General features: G+C 66.1%; 12 protein-coding genes. 6 read left to right on the top strand and 6 right to left on the bottom strand.

The annotated features are described in order from the left end of the window. Positions 1-37 precede the first annotated feature (37 nt). Positions 38-802, top strand: coding sequence for a class I SAM-dependent methyltransferase (locus tag U4Y90_RS03775; protein WP_321792293.1), 765 nt, complete (start codon positions 38-40; stop codon positions 800-802). A 46-nt stretch (positions 803-848) separates the two neighbouring features. On the opposite strand, the gene ppc is transcribed toward U4Y90_RS03775, so the two are convergent. Next, the gene (ppc, locus tag U4Y90_RS03770; protein WP_321792291.1) at positions 849-3,911 is read right to left on the bottom strand and encodes a phosphoenolpyruvate carboxylase; all 3,063 of its coding nucleotides are present in this window, start codon (positions 3,909-3,911) and stop codon (positions 849-851) included. A 336-nt stretch (positions 3,912-4,247) separates the two neighbouring features. Here ppc and hemC point away from each other — a divergent pair, with 336 nt between their 5' ends. The 4 genes from hemC to U4Y90_RS03750 all read left to right on the top strand — a co-directional run bounded on the left by hemC (position 4,248) and on the right by U4Y90_RS03750 (position 10,309). Further along, positions 4,248-5,255 carry a hydroxymethylbilane synthase gene (gene hemC / locus U4Y90_RS03765; protein ID WP_321792289.1) on the top strand — a complete coding sequence of 336 codons (1,008 nt, stop codon included), beginning with the start codon at positions 4,248-4,250 and terminating at the stop codon, positions 5,253-5,255. Continuing rightward, a complete protein-coding gene (gene hemDX / locus U4Y90_RS03760; RefSeq protein ID WP_321792287.1) occupies positions 5,255-7,357 on the top strand; it encodes a fused uroporphyrinogen-III synthase HemD/membrane protein HemX in 2,103 nt (700 codons plus the stop codon). The genes hemC and hemDX overlap by 1 nt, the downstream gene beginning before the upstream one ends. Continuing rightward, the gene (locus U4Y90_RS03755; RefSeq protein WP_321792589.1) at positions 7,357-8,550 is read left to right on the top strand and encodes a heme biosynthesis protein HemY; all 1,194 of its coding nucleotides are present in this window, start codon (positions 7,357-7,359) and stop codon (positions 8,548-8,550) included. Before hemDX ends, U4Y90_RS03755 begins: the two co-directional genes overlap by 1 nt. A 181-nt stretch (positions 8,551-8,731) precedes the next feature. Then, a complete protein-coding gene (locus U4Y90_RS03750; RefSeq protein WP_321792285.1) occupies positions 8,732-10,309 on the top strand; it encodes a GDSL-type esterase/lipase family protein in 1,578 nt (525 codons plus the stop codon). Positions 10,310-10,330: 21 nt separating this feature from the next. On the opposite strand, the gene U4Y90_RS03745 is transcribed toward U4Y90_RS03750, so the two are convergent. From U4Y90_RS03745 to trxB, 5 genes are all read right to left on the bottom strand, one after another. Next, on the bottom strand, positions 10,331-10,654 hold the full coding sequence (locus tag U4Y90_RS03745) for a rhodanese-like domain-containing protein (protein WP_321792283.1): 324 nt from the start codon (positions 10,652-10,654) through the stop codon (positions 10,331-10,333). 54 nt (positions 10,655-10,708) lie between these two features. After that, positions 10,709-11,362 carry a protein-L-isoaspartate O-methyltransferase gene (locus U4Y90_RS03740; protein ID WP_321792282.1) on the bottom strand — a complete coding sequence of 218 codons (654 nt, stop codon included), beginning with the start codon at positions 11,360-11,362 and terminating at the stop codon, positions 10,709-10,711. Positions 11,363-11,494: 132 nt separating this feature from the next. Then, positions 11,495-12,115: a trimeric intracellular cation channel family protein gene (locus U4Y90_RS03735; RefSeq protein WP_321792280.1), complete on the bottom strand. Its 621-nt coding sequence runs from the start codon at positions 12,113-12,115 to the stop codon at positions 11,495-11,497. Next, positions 12,105-12,944 (bottom strand): Smr/MutS family protein, encoded by an 840-nt coding sequence (locus U4Y90_RS03730; protein ID WP_321792278.1) that lies wholly within the window; start codon positions 12,942-12,944, stop codon positions 12,105-12,107. The genes U4Y90_RS03735 and U4Y90_RS03730 overlap by 11 nt, the downstream gene beginning before the upstream one ends. 165 nt (positions 12,945-13,109) lie before the next feature. Beyond that, on the bottom strand, positions 13,110-14,105 hold the full coding sequence (trxB, locus tag U4Y90_RS03725) for a thioredoxin-disulfide reductase (protein ID WP_415749285.1): 996 nt from the start codon (positions 14,103-14,105) through the stop codon (positions 13,110-13,112). 353 nt (positions 14,106-14,458) lie between these two features. Between trxB and U4Y90_RS03720 the strand changes: the two genes are divergently transcribed. Next, entirely contained in the window at positions 14,459-16,786 is a 2,328-nt protein-coding gene (locus U4Y90_RS03720) for a DNA translocase FtsK (protein ID WP_321792276.1), read from the top strand. Positions 16,787-16,791: the final 5 nt, after the last annotated feature.

The following is a 16,791-nucleotide window of genomic DNA, read 5'->3' as shown; positions in this document are numbered from 1 at the left end:
AACGGGCAGACTTCCCCACACTCAACCGGAAACCGCGATGAAACATCACGACCAGGTCGCAGACGCATTCGGCAGCACCGCTGCCGCCTATCTCACGAGCGCCGTCCACGCGAGCGGCGCGGATCTGCAGAATCTCTCCGCGACCTTCGCGGCGACGTGCGGCAACGCGAGCGTGCTGGACATGGGGTGCGGCGCGGGACACGCGAGCTTCGCGATCGCGCCGCACGTGCGCGAGATCGTCGCGTACGACATTGCCCCGCAAATGCTCGCGACCGTCGAGGCGGCCGCGAAGGAACGCGGCCTGACGACCATCCGCACGCAACAGGGCGCGGCCGAAACGCTGCCGTTCGCCGACGGCACGTTCGACTGGGCCGTCAGCCGCATGAGCGCGCATCACTGGCGCGACGTGCCGGCCGCATTGAAGGAAGTGCATCGCGTGCTGAAGCCGGGCGGGAGGCTGAAGTTCATCGATATCGCCGGCATCGACGATCCGCTCTACGACACGCACATTCAGGCGATCGAGATTCTGCGCGATGCCTCGCATATCCGCGACTACCGCGCCGACGAGTGGATCGCGATGCTCGACGACGCCGGTTTCGACGCGCAGATCACCGAGCGCTGGCGCATTGCGCTGGAATTCGAATCGTGGGTGACGCGCATGCGCACGCCGGCCGAACGCGTGACGGCAATCAGATCGATGTGGAAGAGCGCGCCGGACGAGGTGCGCGAATATTTCGGCGTGAAGGACGACGATTCGTTCGAGCTCGACGCGATGATGATCGAGGCGAAACGAAGGGACTAGAAGGAAAAAGGCGTCGCGCGGTCGAAGGGCGCGACGCCGTCCGGCCTCAACCCGTATTGCGCAATCCCGCCGCGATACCGTTGATCGTCAGGTGAATCCCGCGGCGCAAGCGCACGTTCTGATCGCCCGCGCGGTGGCGCTTCAGCAACTCCACCTGCAAGTGATTGAGCGGGTCGAGATACGGAAAGCGGTTCTTGATCGAGCGCGCGAGCAGCGGGTTATCCGCGAGACGATCGATCTTTCCGGTGATCTCGGCGAGCACGTCGCACGTGCGCGCATGCTCGGCGACGATCTTGTCGAACACGCTCTTGCGCAGCTTCCTGTCGGTGACGAGCTGCGCATAGCGCGATGCGACCGCGAGATCGGTCTTCGCGAGCACCATGTCCATGTTCGACAGCAGGTTCTTGAAGAACGGCCACGTCTTGTACATCTTGCGCAGCGTCGCGAGGCGCTTCGCGCGTTCGTCGTCGGAGCCGGCCTTGTCGAGATACGCGGTCACGGCGCTGCCGAAGCCGTACCAGCCCGTCAGCAGCAGACGGCACTGGCCCCACGAGAAGCCCCACGGAATCGCGCGCAGGTCCTCGATCTTGCGCTGCTTCGGGTCCTGCAGCTTGCGCGACGCCGGCCGGCTGCCGATGTTCAGCTCCGCGATCTCCGAAATCGGCGTCGACAGGAAGAAGTAGTCGGTGAAGCCGGGCGTCTCGTAGACGAGCGCGCGATACGCCGACATCGCCGAATCCGACAGCGTCTGCATCGTCGCTTCGAATTGCGGCAGTTGCGCGGGCGCGTTCTCGTGCGGCAGGAGCGAGGCTTCGAGCGTCGCGGCGACGACCGTCTCCAGATTGCGTCGCCCGATTTCCGGATTGCCGAACTTGCTCGCGATCACTTCGCCTTGCTCGGTGAGGCGGATTTGCCCGTCGACGGTGCCGGGCGGCTGCGACAGAATCGCCTGGTAGGTCGGGCCGCCGCCCCGTCCGACCGTGCCGCCCCGGCCATGAAAGAGGCGCAGCGTCGTGCCGCGTTCCTTGAACAGCGCGACCAGCGCCAGCTCCGCGCGATACAGCTCCCAGTTCGACGTAAGAAAACCGCCGTCCTTGTTGCTGTCCGAATAGCCGAGCATCACTTCCTGCTCGTTGCCCTGATTGTCGATCAGCTTGTCGATGCCCGGCAGCGCGAAGAACTCGCCCATGATGACGGGCGCGTTGCGCAAGTCGGCGATGGTCTCGAAGAGCGGAATCACCATCAGGCCGTCGCGCGGGGCATCGTCCTTGGCGCCGAGGCAGCCTTGCAGCACGCCCGTTTCCTTCTGCAGCAGCATGACTTCCAGCAAGTCGCTGACGGTTTCCGTGTGCGAGATGATGTAGTTGCGCACCGCGCGCGCGCCGAATTTCGCGCGCGTCTCGCGGGCCGCTTCGAGCACGCCGAGCTCGCTCTTCGCGAGATCGGAATATTGCGCGTAAGGCAGACGCAGCGGGCGCGGCTGCGCGAGTTCCTTCAGCAGCACTTCGCGCTTCTGTTCTTCGGAAAGCGCGGCGTAATTGGCGGCCACGCCCGCGCGCGCGAGCAGTTCGCCGACGACGGCTTCGTGAATATCCGAGCTTTGCCGCAAGTCGATGCTCGCGAGATGAAAGCCGAACACTTCGGCGGCGCGCGCGAGCGGCGACAAGCGCAGGATCGACATCGACGCGCCGTGATGCTCCGCGAGCGAATCGATCAGCACGTGCAGGTCGCGCACGAATTCGGACGCATCCGCGTAGGGCGTCGCGCGAATCTGCGGCGCGCCCGGACCCGCGCTGCGCACGGTGACGACGCCCTCGCCGAGCCGCACGCGCGCGCTCGCCGCGAGCCGCGTGTACATGCCGATGAGCGCACGCCGATACGGCTCGTCCGTGCGATGCGGCGACTGATCGGGCGAGGCATCGGCGAGCAGCTTCAATGCATCGCTCGATCCGGCCAGCAGGTTCGACACCGACAACTCCGCGCCGAGCTTGTGCGTCTCTTCGAGATAGTGTTCGAAGATCACGATCGCCTGACGCGTGATCGCGGTTTCGAGCGTTTCGCCGGTGACGAACGGATTGCCGTCGCGGTCGCCGCCGATCCAGCTTCCCATCTGGAAGAACGGCGGCAGGCGCACCGGCAGGCCGTGCTCCGCGAGCGCGCCTTCGATATCGGCGTAGAGCGCGGGAATTTCCGCGAGGAAGGTCGCGCGATAGTAGGACAGCGCGTTGTCGATTTCATCGGTGACCGAGAGGCGCGCATCGCGCAGCATGCGCGTCTGCCACAGCGACGTCACCCGCGCGCGCAGCACGGCCTCGTTCTGCGCCCGTTCGCGCGCGGTCAGTTCCTGATCGCGTTCGGCGAGCAGGCGCGCGATGTCGTGTTGCGCGTCGAGAATGCTTTTGCGCGAGACTTCGGTCGGGTGCGCGGTGAGGACGGGCACGATCAGCGCATCGCCGAAAAATTTCTCGAGCAGCTTGCGCGTCGCGCTGATGTTCTTGTGCTCGCGCATGCGCTCGATCGCATACGCGATGGTGCCCGGCTGCGAACCCGAGCCCGCGAGCGCGTGAATGCGGCGGCGGCGATTGTGATGCCGGTCCTCCGCGATATTCGCGAGATGCGAAAAGTAGCTGAACGCGCGCACCACCGACACCGTCTGTTCCGGCGACAGCGCGCGCAGTTTCTTTTCGAGCGTCTGCGAAGCTTCGACATCGTCCTCGCGGCGGAACTTCACGGCCGTCTGACGAATGGCCTCGACCACGTCGAACACGGCGTCGCCTTCCTGTTCGCGCAGCACTTCACCGAGCAGGCGTCCGAGGAAGCGGATGTCCTCGAAGAGCGGGCGGTCCTTGTCGTCGCGCGTTCGGCTGGCGGGCTTCGCGGCGGCCGCGCCGTTGGCGCGCGGCGCTTTCGTCTTGGTCGCGACGCGCTTGGTCGCGGCCTTGATGCCGGGCCTCGGTTTCGGCGCGATGGCCGCCTTCGATGCCTTCACGGCCGTGGCGGCCTTCGTCGTGACGATGGGCGACGACGCCGGGCGCGGCGCGTCGGAGGAGGAAGACTTGGGCAATGCGGCGTTGCGGCGCGCCGGGCGAGCCGATCCAGAAGACGTCACGTTGGGTTCCTCTCGAAAGCTGCGAAACCAGGGCACATCGACGCGATACGACAACCCGGACGGGCGCCGCATCAAACAGGGCAACTCGGGCCGGGCGAACGGCCGTGCGTCAAACCGGCGACAGCATCCCGCGGCATTCTTCGCGCCCCGAAGCGTTCATCGCGGCCGAAGCGGCTCGCGCCGTCGATCAGGCCGGTGCAAACGCACCGCGGGCGCCCCGAAAGGCGCATCGGACAAGGCTCTCGCGCGCTGCCTGTGTGTCAGTGGACCTTGGCGTGCGTGCTACCATTGTTCGCTAATGTCTATTCATCCATCCCGTCATTCGATCGAGCATCAATGAATTCCGAGACGCATTCAACGACACCGCCCGCGAGCATAACCATCGCTTCGCGGGAAAGCCGGCTGGCGATGTGGCAGGCCGAGCATGTGCGGTGTGCGCTGCACAAATTATATCCATCTTGCGACGTGAAAATCCTCGGAATGACGACTCGCGGCGATCAGATTCTGGATCGCACGTTATCGAAGGTCGGCGGCAAGGGTTTGTTCGTCAAGGAACTGGAAGCCGCGCTCGCCGATGGCCGCGCCGATCTCGCCGTGCATTCGCTGAAAGACGTGCCGATGGAGTTGCCCGAAGGCTTCGCGCTCGGCGCCATTCTGGAGCGTGAAGATCCGCGCGACGCCTTTGTGTCGCCGCACTATGCATCGCTCGAAGCGTTGCCGGCGGGGAGCATCGTCGGCACGTCGAGCCTGCGCCGTGAGGCGATGATCCGCGCGCGCTTTGCGCACCTCGACGTGCGTCCGTTGCGCGGCAATCTCGATACGCGCCTGTCCAAGCTCGATCGCGGCGAGTACGCGGCGATCATTCTCGCGGCGGCCGGATTGAAGCGGCTCGGCCTCGAAGCGCGCATCCGCGCGTTGCTCGATCCGTCGGAGAGCTTGCCGGCGGCGGGGCAGGGCGCGCTCGGCATCGAAATTCGCGCGGATCGCGCCGATCTCGCCGCGTGGCTCGCGCCTTTGCACGACGCAAGCACTGCGCTCGCGGTCGAGGCGGAACGCGCGGTGTCGCGCGCGCTCGGCGGCAGTTGCGAAGTGCCGCTCGCGGCGCACGCCGTATGGCGCGATGGCGCGCTGCATCTGCGCGGCGCGGTGTCGATGCCCGACGGCAAGCGCGTCTTGCGCGCGGAGGAAAGCGTAAAGGCGCCCGATCTCGCCGCCGCGCTCGCGCTCGGCCAGCGCGTGTCGGCGGATCTCGAAGCGCAAGGCGCGATGGACATCGTCAATGCGCTCACGACGATGAGCCGCGCCGATGGCCCGAACACGGCGCCCTCGGGGCCGAAGTCCTGATGGCGAGCGAGCGCCGCGCCACCGTCGTCGTCACGCGTCCGGACGGACAGTCGGCCGATTTGCTCGCGCGGCTCGCGCATGCCGGCTTCGAGACGCTGGAATTTCCGCTCATCGATATCGCGTCCGTCGCCGACGACGCACCGCTGCGCGCCGCGCTCGACGAGCTCTTTCTTCCGCCCGAAGCGGCCGCGCGTTACGCGCTCGTCGTGTTCGTGTCGCCGAATGCAATCGATCATGCGTTCAGCCGGCTCGGCGCGCCGTGGCCCGCGGACCTGCCCGTCGCGGTCGTCGGGCCGGGATCGGTCGCGGCGCTCGCGCGGCAGGGCGTGCATCCGTCGTCGCATCGCGTGATCAGTCCGTCGACGGAAGAAGCCGATCCTCGCTTCGACTCCGAAGCGCTCTACACCGCGATCGAAGCGCATTTCGGCACGAACGGTCTCGAAGGCAAGCGCGTGCTGATCGTGCGCGGCGACGGCGGCCGCGAATGGCTCGCCGAGCGGCTGAGCGAAGCGGGCGCGCAAGTCGAGAAAGCCGCCGCGTATCGCCGCGTGCTGCCCGAGCCGTCGATGCAAAAGTGGGAGCGCATCCACGAACTGCTCGCGGGAAAGCCGCACGCATGGCTGCTGACGAGTTCCGAAGGCGTGCGCAATCTCGCCGAACTCGCGCACGAGCATCTCACCGCCGACGAAATCGTGCTGCTCAAACGCACCCCGCTCGTGTGCCCGCATCCGCGCATCGCCGAAGCCGCGCGGGGAGCGGGTTTTGATAGGATTACGGTGTCCGGCGCGGGCGACGAACGTATCGCACACTCGCTGGCAGCGCTGTTTGCGCTCGACACCGCCGCCGCGACCGCGCAGGCAGCGACTTCACGCGACACGGAGGCTCACGCACGAGCGAGCGCATCGAGCTCGAACCATTCCTCATCCGCGCCGACGGACGCGCATCCGGCCACCGCGCCGGCCCACCAAACGGCTCAATCACGCATGACTGATTCGAACGATTCCAAGAAAGCTTCACCTCAGCCGAACGTGACACCGCCCTTGCCGCCGAACACGCCCTTCACGCCTTTCGAGCAGCAGAAGCGGCGCGGCGGCGCGGGCATCGTGTTGTTGTGGTTCGTCGTCGTCATTCTGGCGGTGGCGGCGGGCGCGGGCGCCTTCGTCCTGAACCGCAAGTTCGACCGTGCCGACGCGCAATTGACTCAGCGGCTCGCCCAGTCCGAGGAGCAGAACGGCGACTTGCGCGCGAAGGCCGATCAGGCGGCGAGCGCGACCAGCGCGCTGAACACCCAGATCATCCAGTTGCAAGGCAAGCTCGCCGACGCCGAAGCGCACAGTCAGGCGCTGCAGCAGCAATATCAGGATCTCGCGAGCAATCGCGACGACTGGACCGTCGCCGAGGTCGAGCAGATTCTGTCGAGCGCGAGCCAGCAGTTGCAACTGACCGGCAACGTGCAGCTCGCGCTGTTCGCGCTGCAAAGCGCCGATACGCGTCTTGCCGCGACCACCGGCCCGCAGGTCGTCGCAATCCGCAAGGCGATCGCGCAGGACATGGACAAGCTGAAGGCCACGCCCACGACCGATCTCACCGGTCTCGCCATCAAGCTCGATACGGCCATCGACCAGATCGACCAGTTGCCGCTCTCGGGCGAAGCGCCGATCACACGCGCCCGCGCGCAGGCCGCCGAGCCGGCCAACAGCGCTTCGATCGCGGCGGCGACCGGCGAGCCGCGCTGGAAGGTGCTGTGGCATCAGATCACGAACGGCATCGGCCAGCAGTTGTCGAGCCTCGTGTCGGTGCGCCGGATCGACAATGCCGATGCGATGCTCGCGTCGCCCGATCAGGGTTACTTCGTGCGCGAGAACGTGAAGCTGCGCCTCTTGTCCGCGCGTCTGTCGCTCCTGTCGCGCAGCGAGCCGACGCTCAAGTCCGATCTGCACGCCGCCGACGCCGCGCTCGCGCGCTACTTCGATGCGTCGTCCAGAAAAGTGCAGGCCGTGCGCGATCTCGTGAAGCAGGTCGATCAGGCGTCGCTCGCCGTCGCCGTGCCGAACCTGAACGCCAGCCTCGCCGCCGTCCATCAGTTCAAGCGAGGCGGATGATGACGATTCGTGGACTCATCTGGCTCGCGCTGCTGTTCGCCGTCGCGGTGATCGTCGCGACGGTCGGCGGCTTCAACGGCGGGCAGATCCTGCTCGTGATCCCGCCGTATCGCGTGGACATGTCGCTGAACCTGTTCGCGGTGACGCTCGTCGTGCTGTTCATCGTGCTGTACGCGATCATCCGGGCGGCGCGGGGCGTGTGGAAAATGCCGTCGCGCGTCGCCGCGTACCGTGCGCGCAGCAAGCTGGCGAAGGCGAACGCGTCGTTGCGCGATGCGGTCGGGCATCTCTACGCCGGGCGCTTCACGAAGGCGGAAAAGGCCGCGCGTGACGCGCTCTCCGTCGACCAGAACAAGGGCGCGGCCGGTCTTATCGGCGCGAACGCGGCGCACCGTCTGCACGAATACGCGCGCCGCGACGAATGGCTCGCGCAGGTGTCCGGTGCGGACTGGCAGGACGCGCGTCTGATGGCGACCGCCGACATGCGCGCCGATGGCCGCGACGCCGATGGCGCGCTCGTCGCGTTGACTGAAATGCAGGCGCAGGGCGGCCGGCGCATCCACGCGCAACAAATCGCGTTGCGCGCACAGCAGCAGTTGAAGAACTGGGGCGAGGTGCTGAAGCTCGTGCGTATGCTGGAAAAGCGCGAGGCGCTGCATCCGGCCGTCGCGGTGCGGCTGCGTCAGGTCGCGGCCGAAAATCTGCTGCGCGACCGCCGTCATAATCCGGATGCGCTGCTCGAGTTGTGGCAATCGCTGTCGGCGACCGAGCGGCAGTCACCGCGTCTCGCCGATCTCGCCGCTGAACTGTTGATCGCGCTCGACCGTCGCGCGGATGCGAAGAAAATCGTCGAAGATGCGCTCGCGCACAACTGGGACGCACGGCTTCTGCGGCGCTATCCGGATTGCATCGTCGGCGGCGACGCGTTCCCGCTGATTCAGCGCGCCGAAGCGTGGCAGAAGGAGCGCAGCGAAGACGCCGATCTGCTTTTCACGCTCGGACGGTTGTGCCTGCATCAGCAGTTGTGGGGCAAGGCGCAGGCGTTCCTCGAATCGGCGCTGAAACTCGCCGACAACGAGCCGCTAAAAATCCGCACGCACCGCGCGCTCGCGCGTCTGCACGAACAACTGGGCGACACCGAAAAGGCGGCGGAGCATTACCGCGCGAGCGCGCTGGCGATGAACGTCGTCTGATCCGCGTCTCGTTCACCGTTCGGAAAAAGGCCGCATGAGAGAAACTTTCATGCGGCTTTCGTTTTTTTGGCTTTCAAGAATAGCGGTTTGACCTTGTCTGTACGTTAGCGTACGACGGCGGCGCGCTCGACGTGGTCTAGTTTCCTTCCACCAATTCGAAGATCGAACCAGGGAGACGGACGTGAAACGAGGGTTACGCAAGCTCGTCGGCCTGGCGCTCGTCGTTTTTTTGTCCTGGCCGGATACGTCGCATTATTTCGCGCAAGGGGTCATCACGACCGCTCCGTGGACCGGAACGTGGGCAGCCGCGCCTGACGTCACGGCGGATCCGGGCTTCAACAATCAGACGATTCGGCACATCGTGCATACGAGCATCGGCGGCACGGCGGCGCGGCTGACGTTTTCCAATCTGTTCGGCTCGAAGCCGGTCACGCTCGGCGATGTGCATATCGCGCGACGTTCGAGCGGCGCGAGGACGATCGCCGGCACCGACAAGGCCGCGACCTTCAACGGCCAGCCCTACGTGACGATTCCCGCTGGCGGCACGGTGCAGACCGACGCCATCCCGTTTCAGGTGCCGGCGCTCGCCGATATCGCCGTGAGCTTCCACATTCCGTCGCAGACCCAGCCGGGAGCGACGGGGCATGTCGAAGGCTTGCAGGACAACTGGATCGCGCCCGGCGACGTCAGCGCGGACCCGTCGTTCGCGGGCGGCGTCGTGAATGCCGCGGGCGAGCAGTCGTATTACTTCCTCACCAATGTCGACGTGATGAACGCCGCCGCGACGGGCGCTGTGGTGACGTTCGGCGCGTCGATCACGGACGGCTTCGCGTCCACGCCCAACACGAACCGGCGCTGGCCGAACCGGCTCGCGGAACGGCTGGTTCGCGCGGGAATGACGGTCGGCGTGCTGAATCAGGGCATCAGCGGCAACGATTTTTTCACCAACGGCTCGGGCCAGGCCGGACTTACGCGCTTCGCCCGCGACGTGCTCGCGCAGCCCAATGTGAAGTGGGTGATCGTCTCCGACGATGCGGTGAACAATCTCATCGGGGGCAATCCGCCGAGCGCGCAGCAGCTCATCGGCGCGTATCAGCAACTCGTCCAGCAAGCGAGCGCCGCGCGAGTGGGCCTGATCTGCTCGACGCTCACGCCCTTTCAGGGCCTGGACGAATGGACGCCCGACATCGAGAACACGCGCCAGACGGTGAACGCGTACCTTCGCGGCAAGAGCAGCGGCTGCGACGCCGTGCTCGATCAGGCCGCGGCGCTGGGCAATCCGGTGGGCGCGGAAAACTCCACCGCGTACGCGCGCGCCTACAACAGCGGCGACGATCTGCATCCGGACGACGCCGGCATGCAGGCGATCGCCAATGCCGTCGATCTGGGCTGGTTCGCCGCCCTGCCGCCGATCAACGCGCCGACGGCGTGCGGGCGTCTCGGGGCGGGCGAGGGCATCGCGGTGGGCGGATCGGTCGCGGCGTGCAGCGGAAGCGTGCAGGTGAACTTGCGCAGCGACGGTTATCTCGTCGCCGTGAAGAACGGCGCGACGATCTGGTCATCGCAGGTGAGCGGCACGCCGGGCGTCGAGGTCCGCATGCAGGAGGACGGCAATCTGGCGATGTACGACAGCAATGGCGCGATGGTCTGGCAGACGCACACGTCGGGCAATCCGGGCGCCTTCGCGAACGTGCTGCCGAACGGCTATCTCGTCATCTTCTCGGCACGCGGCACGGCGCTGTGGTCGAGCGAGGGATGAGCGAGCGAGCCGCGCGCGAGATCAATACGTGGGGACCGACGGGTCGACCTGACGCGACCATGCGTCGATGCCGCCGTACAGGTTGAACATCTTCGTGAAGCCGCGCGATTCCAGGAACATCGCGACCTGCGCGCTGCGTGCGCCGTGATGGCAGATGCAGACGATCTGCGCTTCGTCGTCGAGTTCCTCGCTGCGCGCGGGGATGTCGCGCATCGGGATCGCCACGATGTCGTTCAACTTCGCCGTCTGGATTTCCCAGGGCTCGCGCACGTCGAGCAAAACGGGAGCGGGGCGCGAGGCGTCCGCGAGCCATGCGGCGAGTTCGGGTGCGGTGAGATTTTGCATGGAGATTCCGGCAAGACGCGCGATGCCGGACACGGCCGGCAACGCGCTTTCAGCTTAGAACTTGAACTGCGACGGATGCACCGCGTTCTTCAGCGGCGCGACGAGTGTCTCGAACACATCCGACACGCGGAACTGCTTTTCGTCCACGCGCGTGATGATTTGCGCCTTCATGACCGGCGCGCCGCCGACGAACGCCGCGATGCGGCCGCCGATCTTCAGTTGCTCAAGAAATTCCTGCGGCATGACCGGAAGGCCGCCCGACACGCAGATCACGTCGTAAGGCGCGCCCTGATCCCAGCCGAGCGCGCCGTCGCCGGTGATTACTTCGACATTCGTCACGCCGTTCGCCGCGAGGTTCTGCATCGCGAACCCGGCGAGCTCCGGCGAGATTTCGACCGTCGTCACGCTGCGGCCGCGATGCGCGAGCAGCGCCGCCATGTAGCCCGAACCGGTGCCGATTTCCAGCACGGTTTCGCCCTTGTGCACCGCGAGCTCCTGCAGGATGCGCGCCTCGACCTTGGGCGAGAGCATGCGCTCGCCGCCGGGCAGCGGGATTTCGAGGTCCGCGAAAGCGATGTTGCGGTACGCGGCGGGAACGAAGTTCTCGCGCTTGACGATCGCGAGCAGGTTCAGCACGTCCTGGTCCAGCACTTCCCACGGACGAATCTGTTGCTCGATCATGTTGAAACGCGCTTGCTCGATGTTCATGTTCTGTGTGCGTGATGGCGACCGGAGCGGGCTGCATCGCGGCCGGATGCGGGGCTAGAAAACTACGCGATTGTAGCAAATGGAAGGGTTTTCCCGCCTGTTTCGCGCACCGCGCCGCGCCGGGCTCGTGCGCTAGTGAGGCAGGCGGATATCGAGCTTGAAGGTGATGAGACGCGCGATCAGGATGAACGCCGTCGACAGCAGCACGTTGTAGATCGTGTCGACGTCGAGCCGCTCGAGCCCGAGATAGATCCAGCAGCCGGCGAACGCGCAGACCGCGTAGGGGCGTGAGTCGCGCAGGATCAGCGGAATCTCGTTACACAGCACGTCGCGCAGAACGCCGCCGAATACGCCGGTGACGACGCCCATCATCGTCGCGGTGAAGGCGGGCATCTGCGCGTCGAGCGCGATCGACGTGCCCGACACGCTGAAGAGGCCGAGCCCGATCGCATCGGTGACGAGGAGCGCGCGCTGATCGAAGAGCCGTGACGTGACGCGCAGAAAGAGCGGCGCGAAAATCGCCATCGCCAGGATGAAGAGCACGTACTCCTGATGCTCGACCCAGTAGAAAGGGCGGCGCGAGAGCAGCACGTCGCGCACCGTGCCGCCGCCGAACGCGGTCGCGAGCGCGACGAGAAACGCGCCGACCGCGTCGAGCCGGCGCTTGCGCGCTTCGATGAGCCCGGAGAAGGCGTACGCGAAAATCGCGAGCGCTTCCATGACGGCGATGGCGAGGCTGAGTCTAGGATGCACCGTCCGGCCCCGGATCGTGGAACTTGCCGAGGCCCCCGCCTTGGGCCTTGTCCTGCGGATGATTGTGATGCCGCGGCGCGCCGCCCGGCTGCAGCAGCACGAGCACCGCGCCCGCGCCGCCGTCGTGCGGCCGCGCCTGACAGAAGGCGATCACTTCCGACTTCTGCACGAGCCACGCGCGCACCTTGCCCTTCAGCACCGGCTCCTTGCCGATGGAGCCGAGCCCCTTGCCGTGAATCACGCGCAGACAACGCAGTCCACGCTTCACCGATTCGCGGATGAACTCCGCCAGCGCCTCGCGCGCCTCCTCGCGGCGCATGCCGTGCAGATCGAGCTGCGCCTGCACGATCCAGGCGCCGCGCCGCAGCTTCCTGACGACTTCCTGGCTGATGCCGGGCCGGTAGTAAGACAGCGTTTCGTCGATGTCGAGCAGGCTTTCCGGGTCGTATTCGTCGGAGAGCGCTTCCTGCAGCACGGCTTCCTCGTCGCGGCGGCTTTGCAGCGGCACGGGCGGCGGCGGCACGCGTGTGACGGTGGTGCGCGGCGGCGTCTTGAGCGGCTCGACTTCGCCTATCGCGCGGCGGAATTCGTCGGCGTCCGCAACCGCTTCGCGTTCTGCGCGCGCAGCCGCGACGCGTTGCACTTCGCGCTTCGCGGCATCGGCCTTCAGTGCGCTCTTGAGCGACGACAAACCCGACAGACCGTCGCGTTTGACGGCGGCGGCGACATCGCGCGCATCGGCCGGTTTCGTTTCCGGGAGCGCAGCCGGGCGCGGCGCTTCCTTGCGGCGGACTTTCGGTTCGTTCGGGTGGGGGAGATTCTTCGGCATCGTTCGGCCAGCGGAAATCGAAACGAAAACGGGCCGGCGGCATGAACCGTGGCCCGTTGTGCCCGCACATCCGGCGGGAGTCGGCAGCCGGAGTGCGTCAAGCGCGGGCGACCTTCATTTTAACGGCTCGCCGCGCCTTTTCGCGCTTGCGGGGACACCGCCCGATCAGCGGTCCGCTTCGTGGCTCATCGAATGCGGCGTCGGCGTTTCGTCGATGGTTTCGAGATAGCGCTGCGCGTCGAGCGCGGCCATGCAGCCGGTGCCCGCGCTCGTGATCGCCTGGCGATAGACGTGATCCTGCACGTCGCCCGCCGCGAACACGCCGGGGATGCTCGTCGCGGTCGCGTCGCCGGTGGTGCCGCCCTTCGTGATGATGTAGCCGTTCTTCATCTCGAGCTGGTTCACGAAGAGATCGGTGTTCGGCTTGTGGCCGATCGCGACGAACACGCCTTGCAGCGCGATGTCGGTCGTCTGGCCCGACTGCGTGTCCTTGACGCGCAGACCGGTGACGCCGGAAGCGTCGCCAGTGACTTCGTCGAGCACGTGATTCCACTTGATGTCGACGACGCCTTCTTTTTCCTTCGCGAGCAGGCGGTCGATGAGAATCGGCTCGGCGCGGAACTTGTCGCGGCGATGCACGACCGTCACCTTCTTCGCGATGCCCGCGAGATAGATCGCTTCCTCGACGGCTGTATTGCCGCCGCCGATCACCGCGACTTCGCCGTTGCGATAGAAGAAGCCGTCGCAGGTTGCGCAGGCCGACACGCCCTTGCCCATGAAGGCTTCTTCAGACGGCACGCCGAGATACTGGGCCGATGCGCCCGTCGCGATGATGAGCGAATCGCAGGTGTACTCGCCCGAATCGCCGATCAGGCGGAACGGCCGTTCGTTGAGCTTCGCGGTGTGGATGTGATCGAACACGATCTCGGTGTTGAAGCGGCGCGCGTGCTCTTCGAAACGCTGCATCAGCTCGGGGCCTTGCACGCCCGACGGGTCCGCCGGCCAGTTCTCGACATCCGTGGTGGTCATCAGCTGGCCGCCTTGCGCGAGGCCGGTGATGAGCAGCGGCGACAGGTTCGCGCGCGCGGCATAGACGGCGGCGGAGTAGCCGGCGGGGCCGGAACCGAGAATCAGCACTTTGGCGTGTTTGGGCGAAGACATGATGATGGTCCGTTATTGATGGTCACGGATGCGCGCGCCGCGGCGTCTGGCCGATTGCCCGCAACGCGACAATATCGACGCCCGGCGCTTCCGATGAACCGTATTTAGGTGCAAAAGCAGGATTATAAAGGCGGCGGAAAAAGCCTTCCGAATGAACCTTTCAATCGGATTGATAGCCGCACCCGACCGGAACCACGGCATGACGAGCGCGTGACGAGTGTTACAGGTTGCAAGAACGCGCCCGGTTTTGCGCCTTTCACCGCAATGCAGCGTTTACAATAGGCCACCGTTCCATGCGGCCTGCGCGTAGAGGCGCGAGCCGCAAGAAGGCGACACCAAGCGACACCGAATCAATGGCCAAAGCTACTTATTCCGCGAGCCCGCAGGCATTGCCGCACCGCATGTCGCGGCTTTTCACCGAGATTCGCTGGATCCTCCAGGTTGCGCTCGGGCTGTTCCTCGTCATGGCGCTCCTCTCGTATAGCCGCAAGGATCCGAGCTGGACCCACGCGGTCAGCGTCGATCACATCGCGAACTGGGCAGGGCGCGTCGGGGCGTACACGTCCGACATCCTGCTGCTCGTCTTCGGGCTGTCTTCGTACTGGCTGATCGTGCTGCTCGCGCGGCGCATCGTCACGAATTACAGACGCCTCATTCAGCACACCGCGCAGCCGCCCGTCGTCGATGAAGACGCACCCAAGGACCGCACCTGGCTCGCCGAAGCGTTCGCCTTCGTGCTCGTGCTGCTCGCGAGCGACGGCATCGAGGCGCTGCGCATGTGGTCGCTCAAGGTGCAGTTGCCGCGCGCGCCGGGCGGCGTCGTCGGCGACGTGGTCGCACGCCACGTTTCGCATGCGCTCGGCTTCACCGGCGCGACGCTGTTTTTGCTGATCGCGCTCGCGATCGGCCTCTCGCTCTATTTCCGTTTTTCGTGGCTCTCCGTATGCGAGAAGGTCGGCGACGGCATTCTCAACGCGATCACGGGCGCGCAACTGCGCCGCGAGGCGGGACGCGACCGCAAGCTCGGCGAGGCGGCCGCATCGAAGCGCGAAGGCAAGGTCGTGCGCTCGCGCGAGAAGAGCGAGGATCACGAGCCGGTGATGATCGTGCCCGCCGCGCCCGCTCCCGCGCGCTCCGAACGCGCCGAGAAGGAAAAACAGGTGCCGCTCTTCAAGGATCTTCCGGGCGATTCCACCTTGCCGCCGCTGGCGCTGCTCGATCCGCCGCCGAAGACGCAGGAAACGATCGCGGCGGACACGCTCGAATACACGTCGCGTCTCATCGAGAAGAAGCTGAAGGACTTCGGCGTCGAGGTGAGCGTGGTCGCCGCGTATCCGGGGCCGGTCGTCACGCGCTATGAAATCGAGCCGGCGACGGGCGTGAAGGGCAGCCAGATCGTCGGGCTCGCGAAGGATCTGGCGCGTTCGCTGTCGCTCGTGTCGATCCGCGTCGTCGAGACGATCCCGGGCAAGAACTTCATGGCGCTCGAATTGCCGAACCAGCGCCGTCAGACGGTCAAGCTCTCCGAAATTCTCGGCTCCGAGGTCTATGCGAACGGCGCTTCGCCGCTGACGATGGGCCTCGGCAAGGACATCGGCGGCAATCCGGTCTGCGCCGATCTCGCCAAGATGCCGCACCTGCTCGTCGCGGGCACCACGGGCTCGGGCAAGTCCGTCGGCATCAACGCGATGATCCTCTCGCTGCTCTACAAGGCGAGCGCGGATCAGGTGCGCCTCATCCTCATCGATCCGAAGATGCTCGAAATGAGCGTCTACGAAGGGATTCCTCACTTGCTGTGCCCGGTGGTCACCGACATGCGGCAGGCCGGCCACGCGCTCAACTGGGCGGTCGCCGAAATGGAGCGCCGCTACAAGCTGATGAGCAAGATGGGCGTGCGCAATCTCGCGAGCTTCAACACGAAGATCGATGAAGCGAAGAAGCGCGACGAAAAAATTCCGAACCCGTTCAGCCTCACGCCCGACGAGCCCGAGCCGCTCACGCGCCTGCCCAACATCGTCGTCGTGATCGACGAGCTCGCCGACCTGATGATGGTCGTCGGCAAGAAGGTCGAAGAGCTGATCGCGCGCATTGCGCAAAAGGCGCGCGCGGCGGGCATCCACCTGATTCTCGCGACGCAGCGTCCCTCGGTCGACGTGATCACCGGACTCATCAAGGCGAACGTGCCGACGCGCATGGCGTTCCAGGTGTCGTCGAAGATCGACTCGCGCACGATTCTCGACCAGCAGGGCGCCGAGTCGCTGCTCGGCATGGGCGACATGCTCTATCTGCCGCCTGGCAGCGGCCTGCCGGTGCGCGTGCACGGCGCGTTCGTGTCGGACGAGGAAGTGCATCGCGTGGTCGACAAGCTGAAGGAGCAGGGTGAGCCGAACTATATCGAGGGTATTCTCGAAGGCGGCCTCGCGGGCGACGGCGACGAAGGCTCGGCGGGCGCGGGCGGAACCGGCGGCGCCGACGGCGAGTCCGATCCTTTGTACGATCAGGCGGTCGAGGTCGTGATCAAGAACCGGCGTGCGTCGATTTCGCTCGTGCAGCGGCATCTGCGTATCGGCTACAACCGCGCGGCGCGGCTGCTCGAACAGATGGAGAACTCGGGACTCGTGTCGGCGATGTCGTCCAACGGCAACCGCGAAATCCTGACGCCGGCGCGCGACGCGGAATGACCGCG

The organism is Caballeronia sp. J97, from assembly GCF_905220305.1.
In the GTDB taxonomy this organism is placed as follows: domain Bacteria; phylum Pseudomonadota; class Gammaproteobacteria; order Burkholderiales; family Burkholderiaceae; genus Caballeronia.
This window is presented reverse-complemented; position numbering and strand designations above follow the sequence as displayed.

Bases quoted from the DNA above. Each gene is read 5' to 3' on its own strand.
- U4Y90_RS03775 (WP_321792293.1), top strand. From the start codon at position 38: ATGAAACATCACGACCAGGTCGCAGACGCATTCGGCAGCACCGCTGCC.
- hemC (WP_321792289.1), top strand. From the start codon at position 4,248: ATGAATTCCGAGACGCATTCAACGACACCGCCCGCGAGCATAACCATC.
- hemDX (WP_321792287.1), top strand. From the start codon at position 5,255: ATGGCGAGCGAGCGCCGCGCCACCGTCGTCGTCACGCGTCCGGACGGA.
- U4Y90_RS03755 (WP_321792589.1), top strand. From the start codon at position 7,357: ATGACGATTCGTGGACTCATCTGGCTCGCGCTGCTGTTCGCCGTCGCG.
- U4Y90_RS03745 (WP_321792283.1), bottom strand. From the start codon at position 10,654: ATGCAAAATCTCACCGCACCCGAACTCGCCGCATGGCTCGCGGACGCC.
- U4Y90_RS03740 (WP_321792282.1), bottom strand. From the start codon at position 11,362: ATGAACATCGAGCAAGCGCGTTTCAACATGATCGAGCAACAGATTCGT.
- U4Y90_RS03730 (WP_321792278.1), bottom strand. From the start codon at position 12,944: ATGCCGAAGAATCTCCCCCACCCGAACGAACCGAAAGTCCGCCGCAAG.
- trxB (WP_415749285.1), bottom strand. From the start codon at position 14,105: ATGTCTTCGCCCAAACACGCCAAAGTGCTGATTCTCGGTTCCGGCCCC.
- U4Y90_RS03720 (WP_321792276.1), top strand. From the start codon at position 14,459: ATGGCCAAAGCTACTTATTCCGCGAGCCCGCAGGCATTGCCGCACCGC.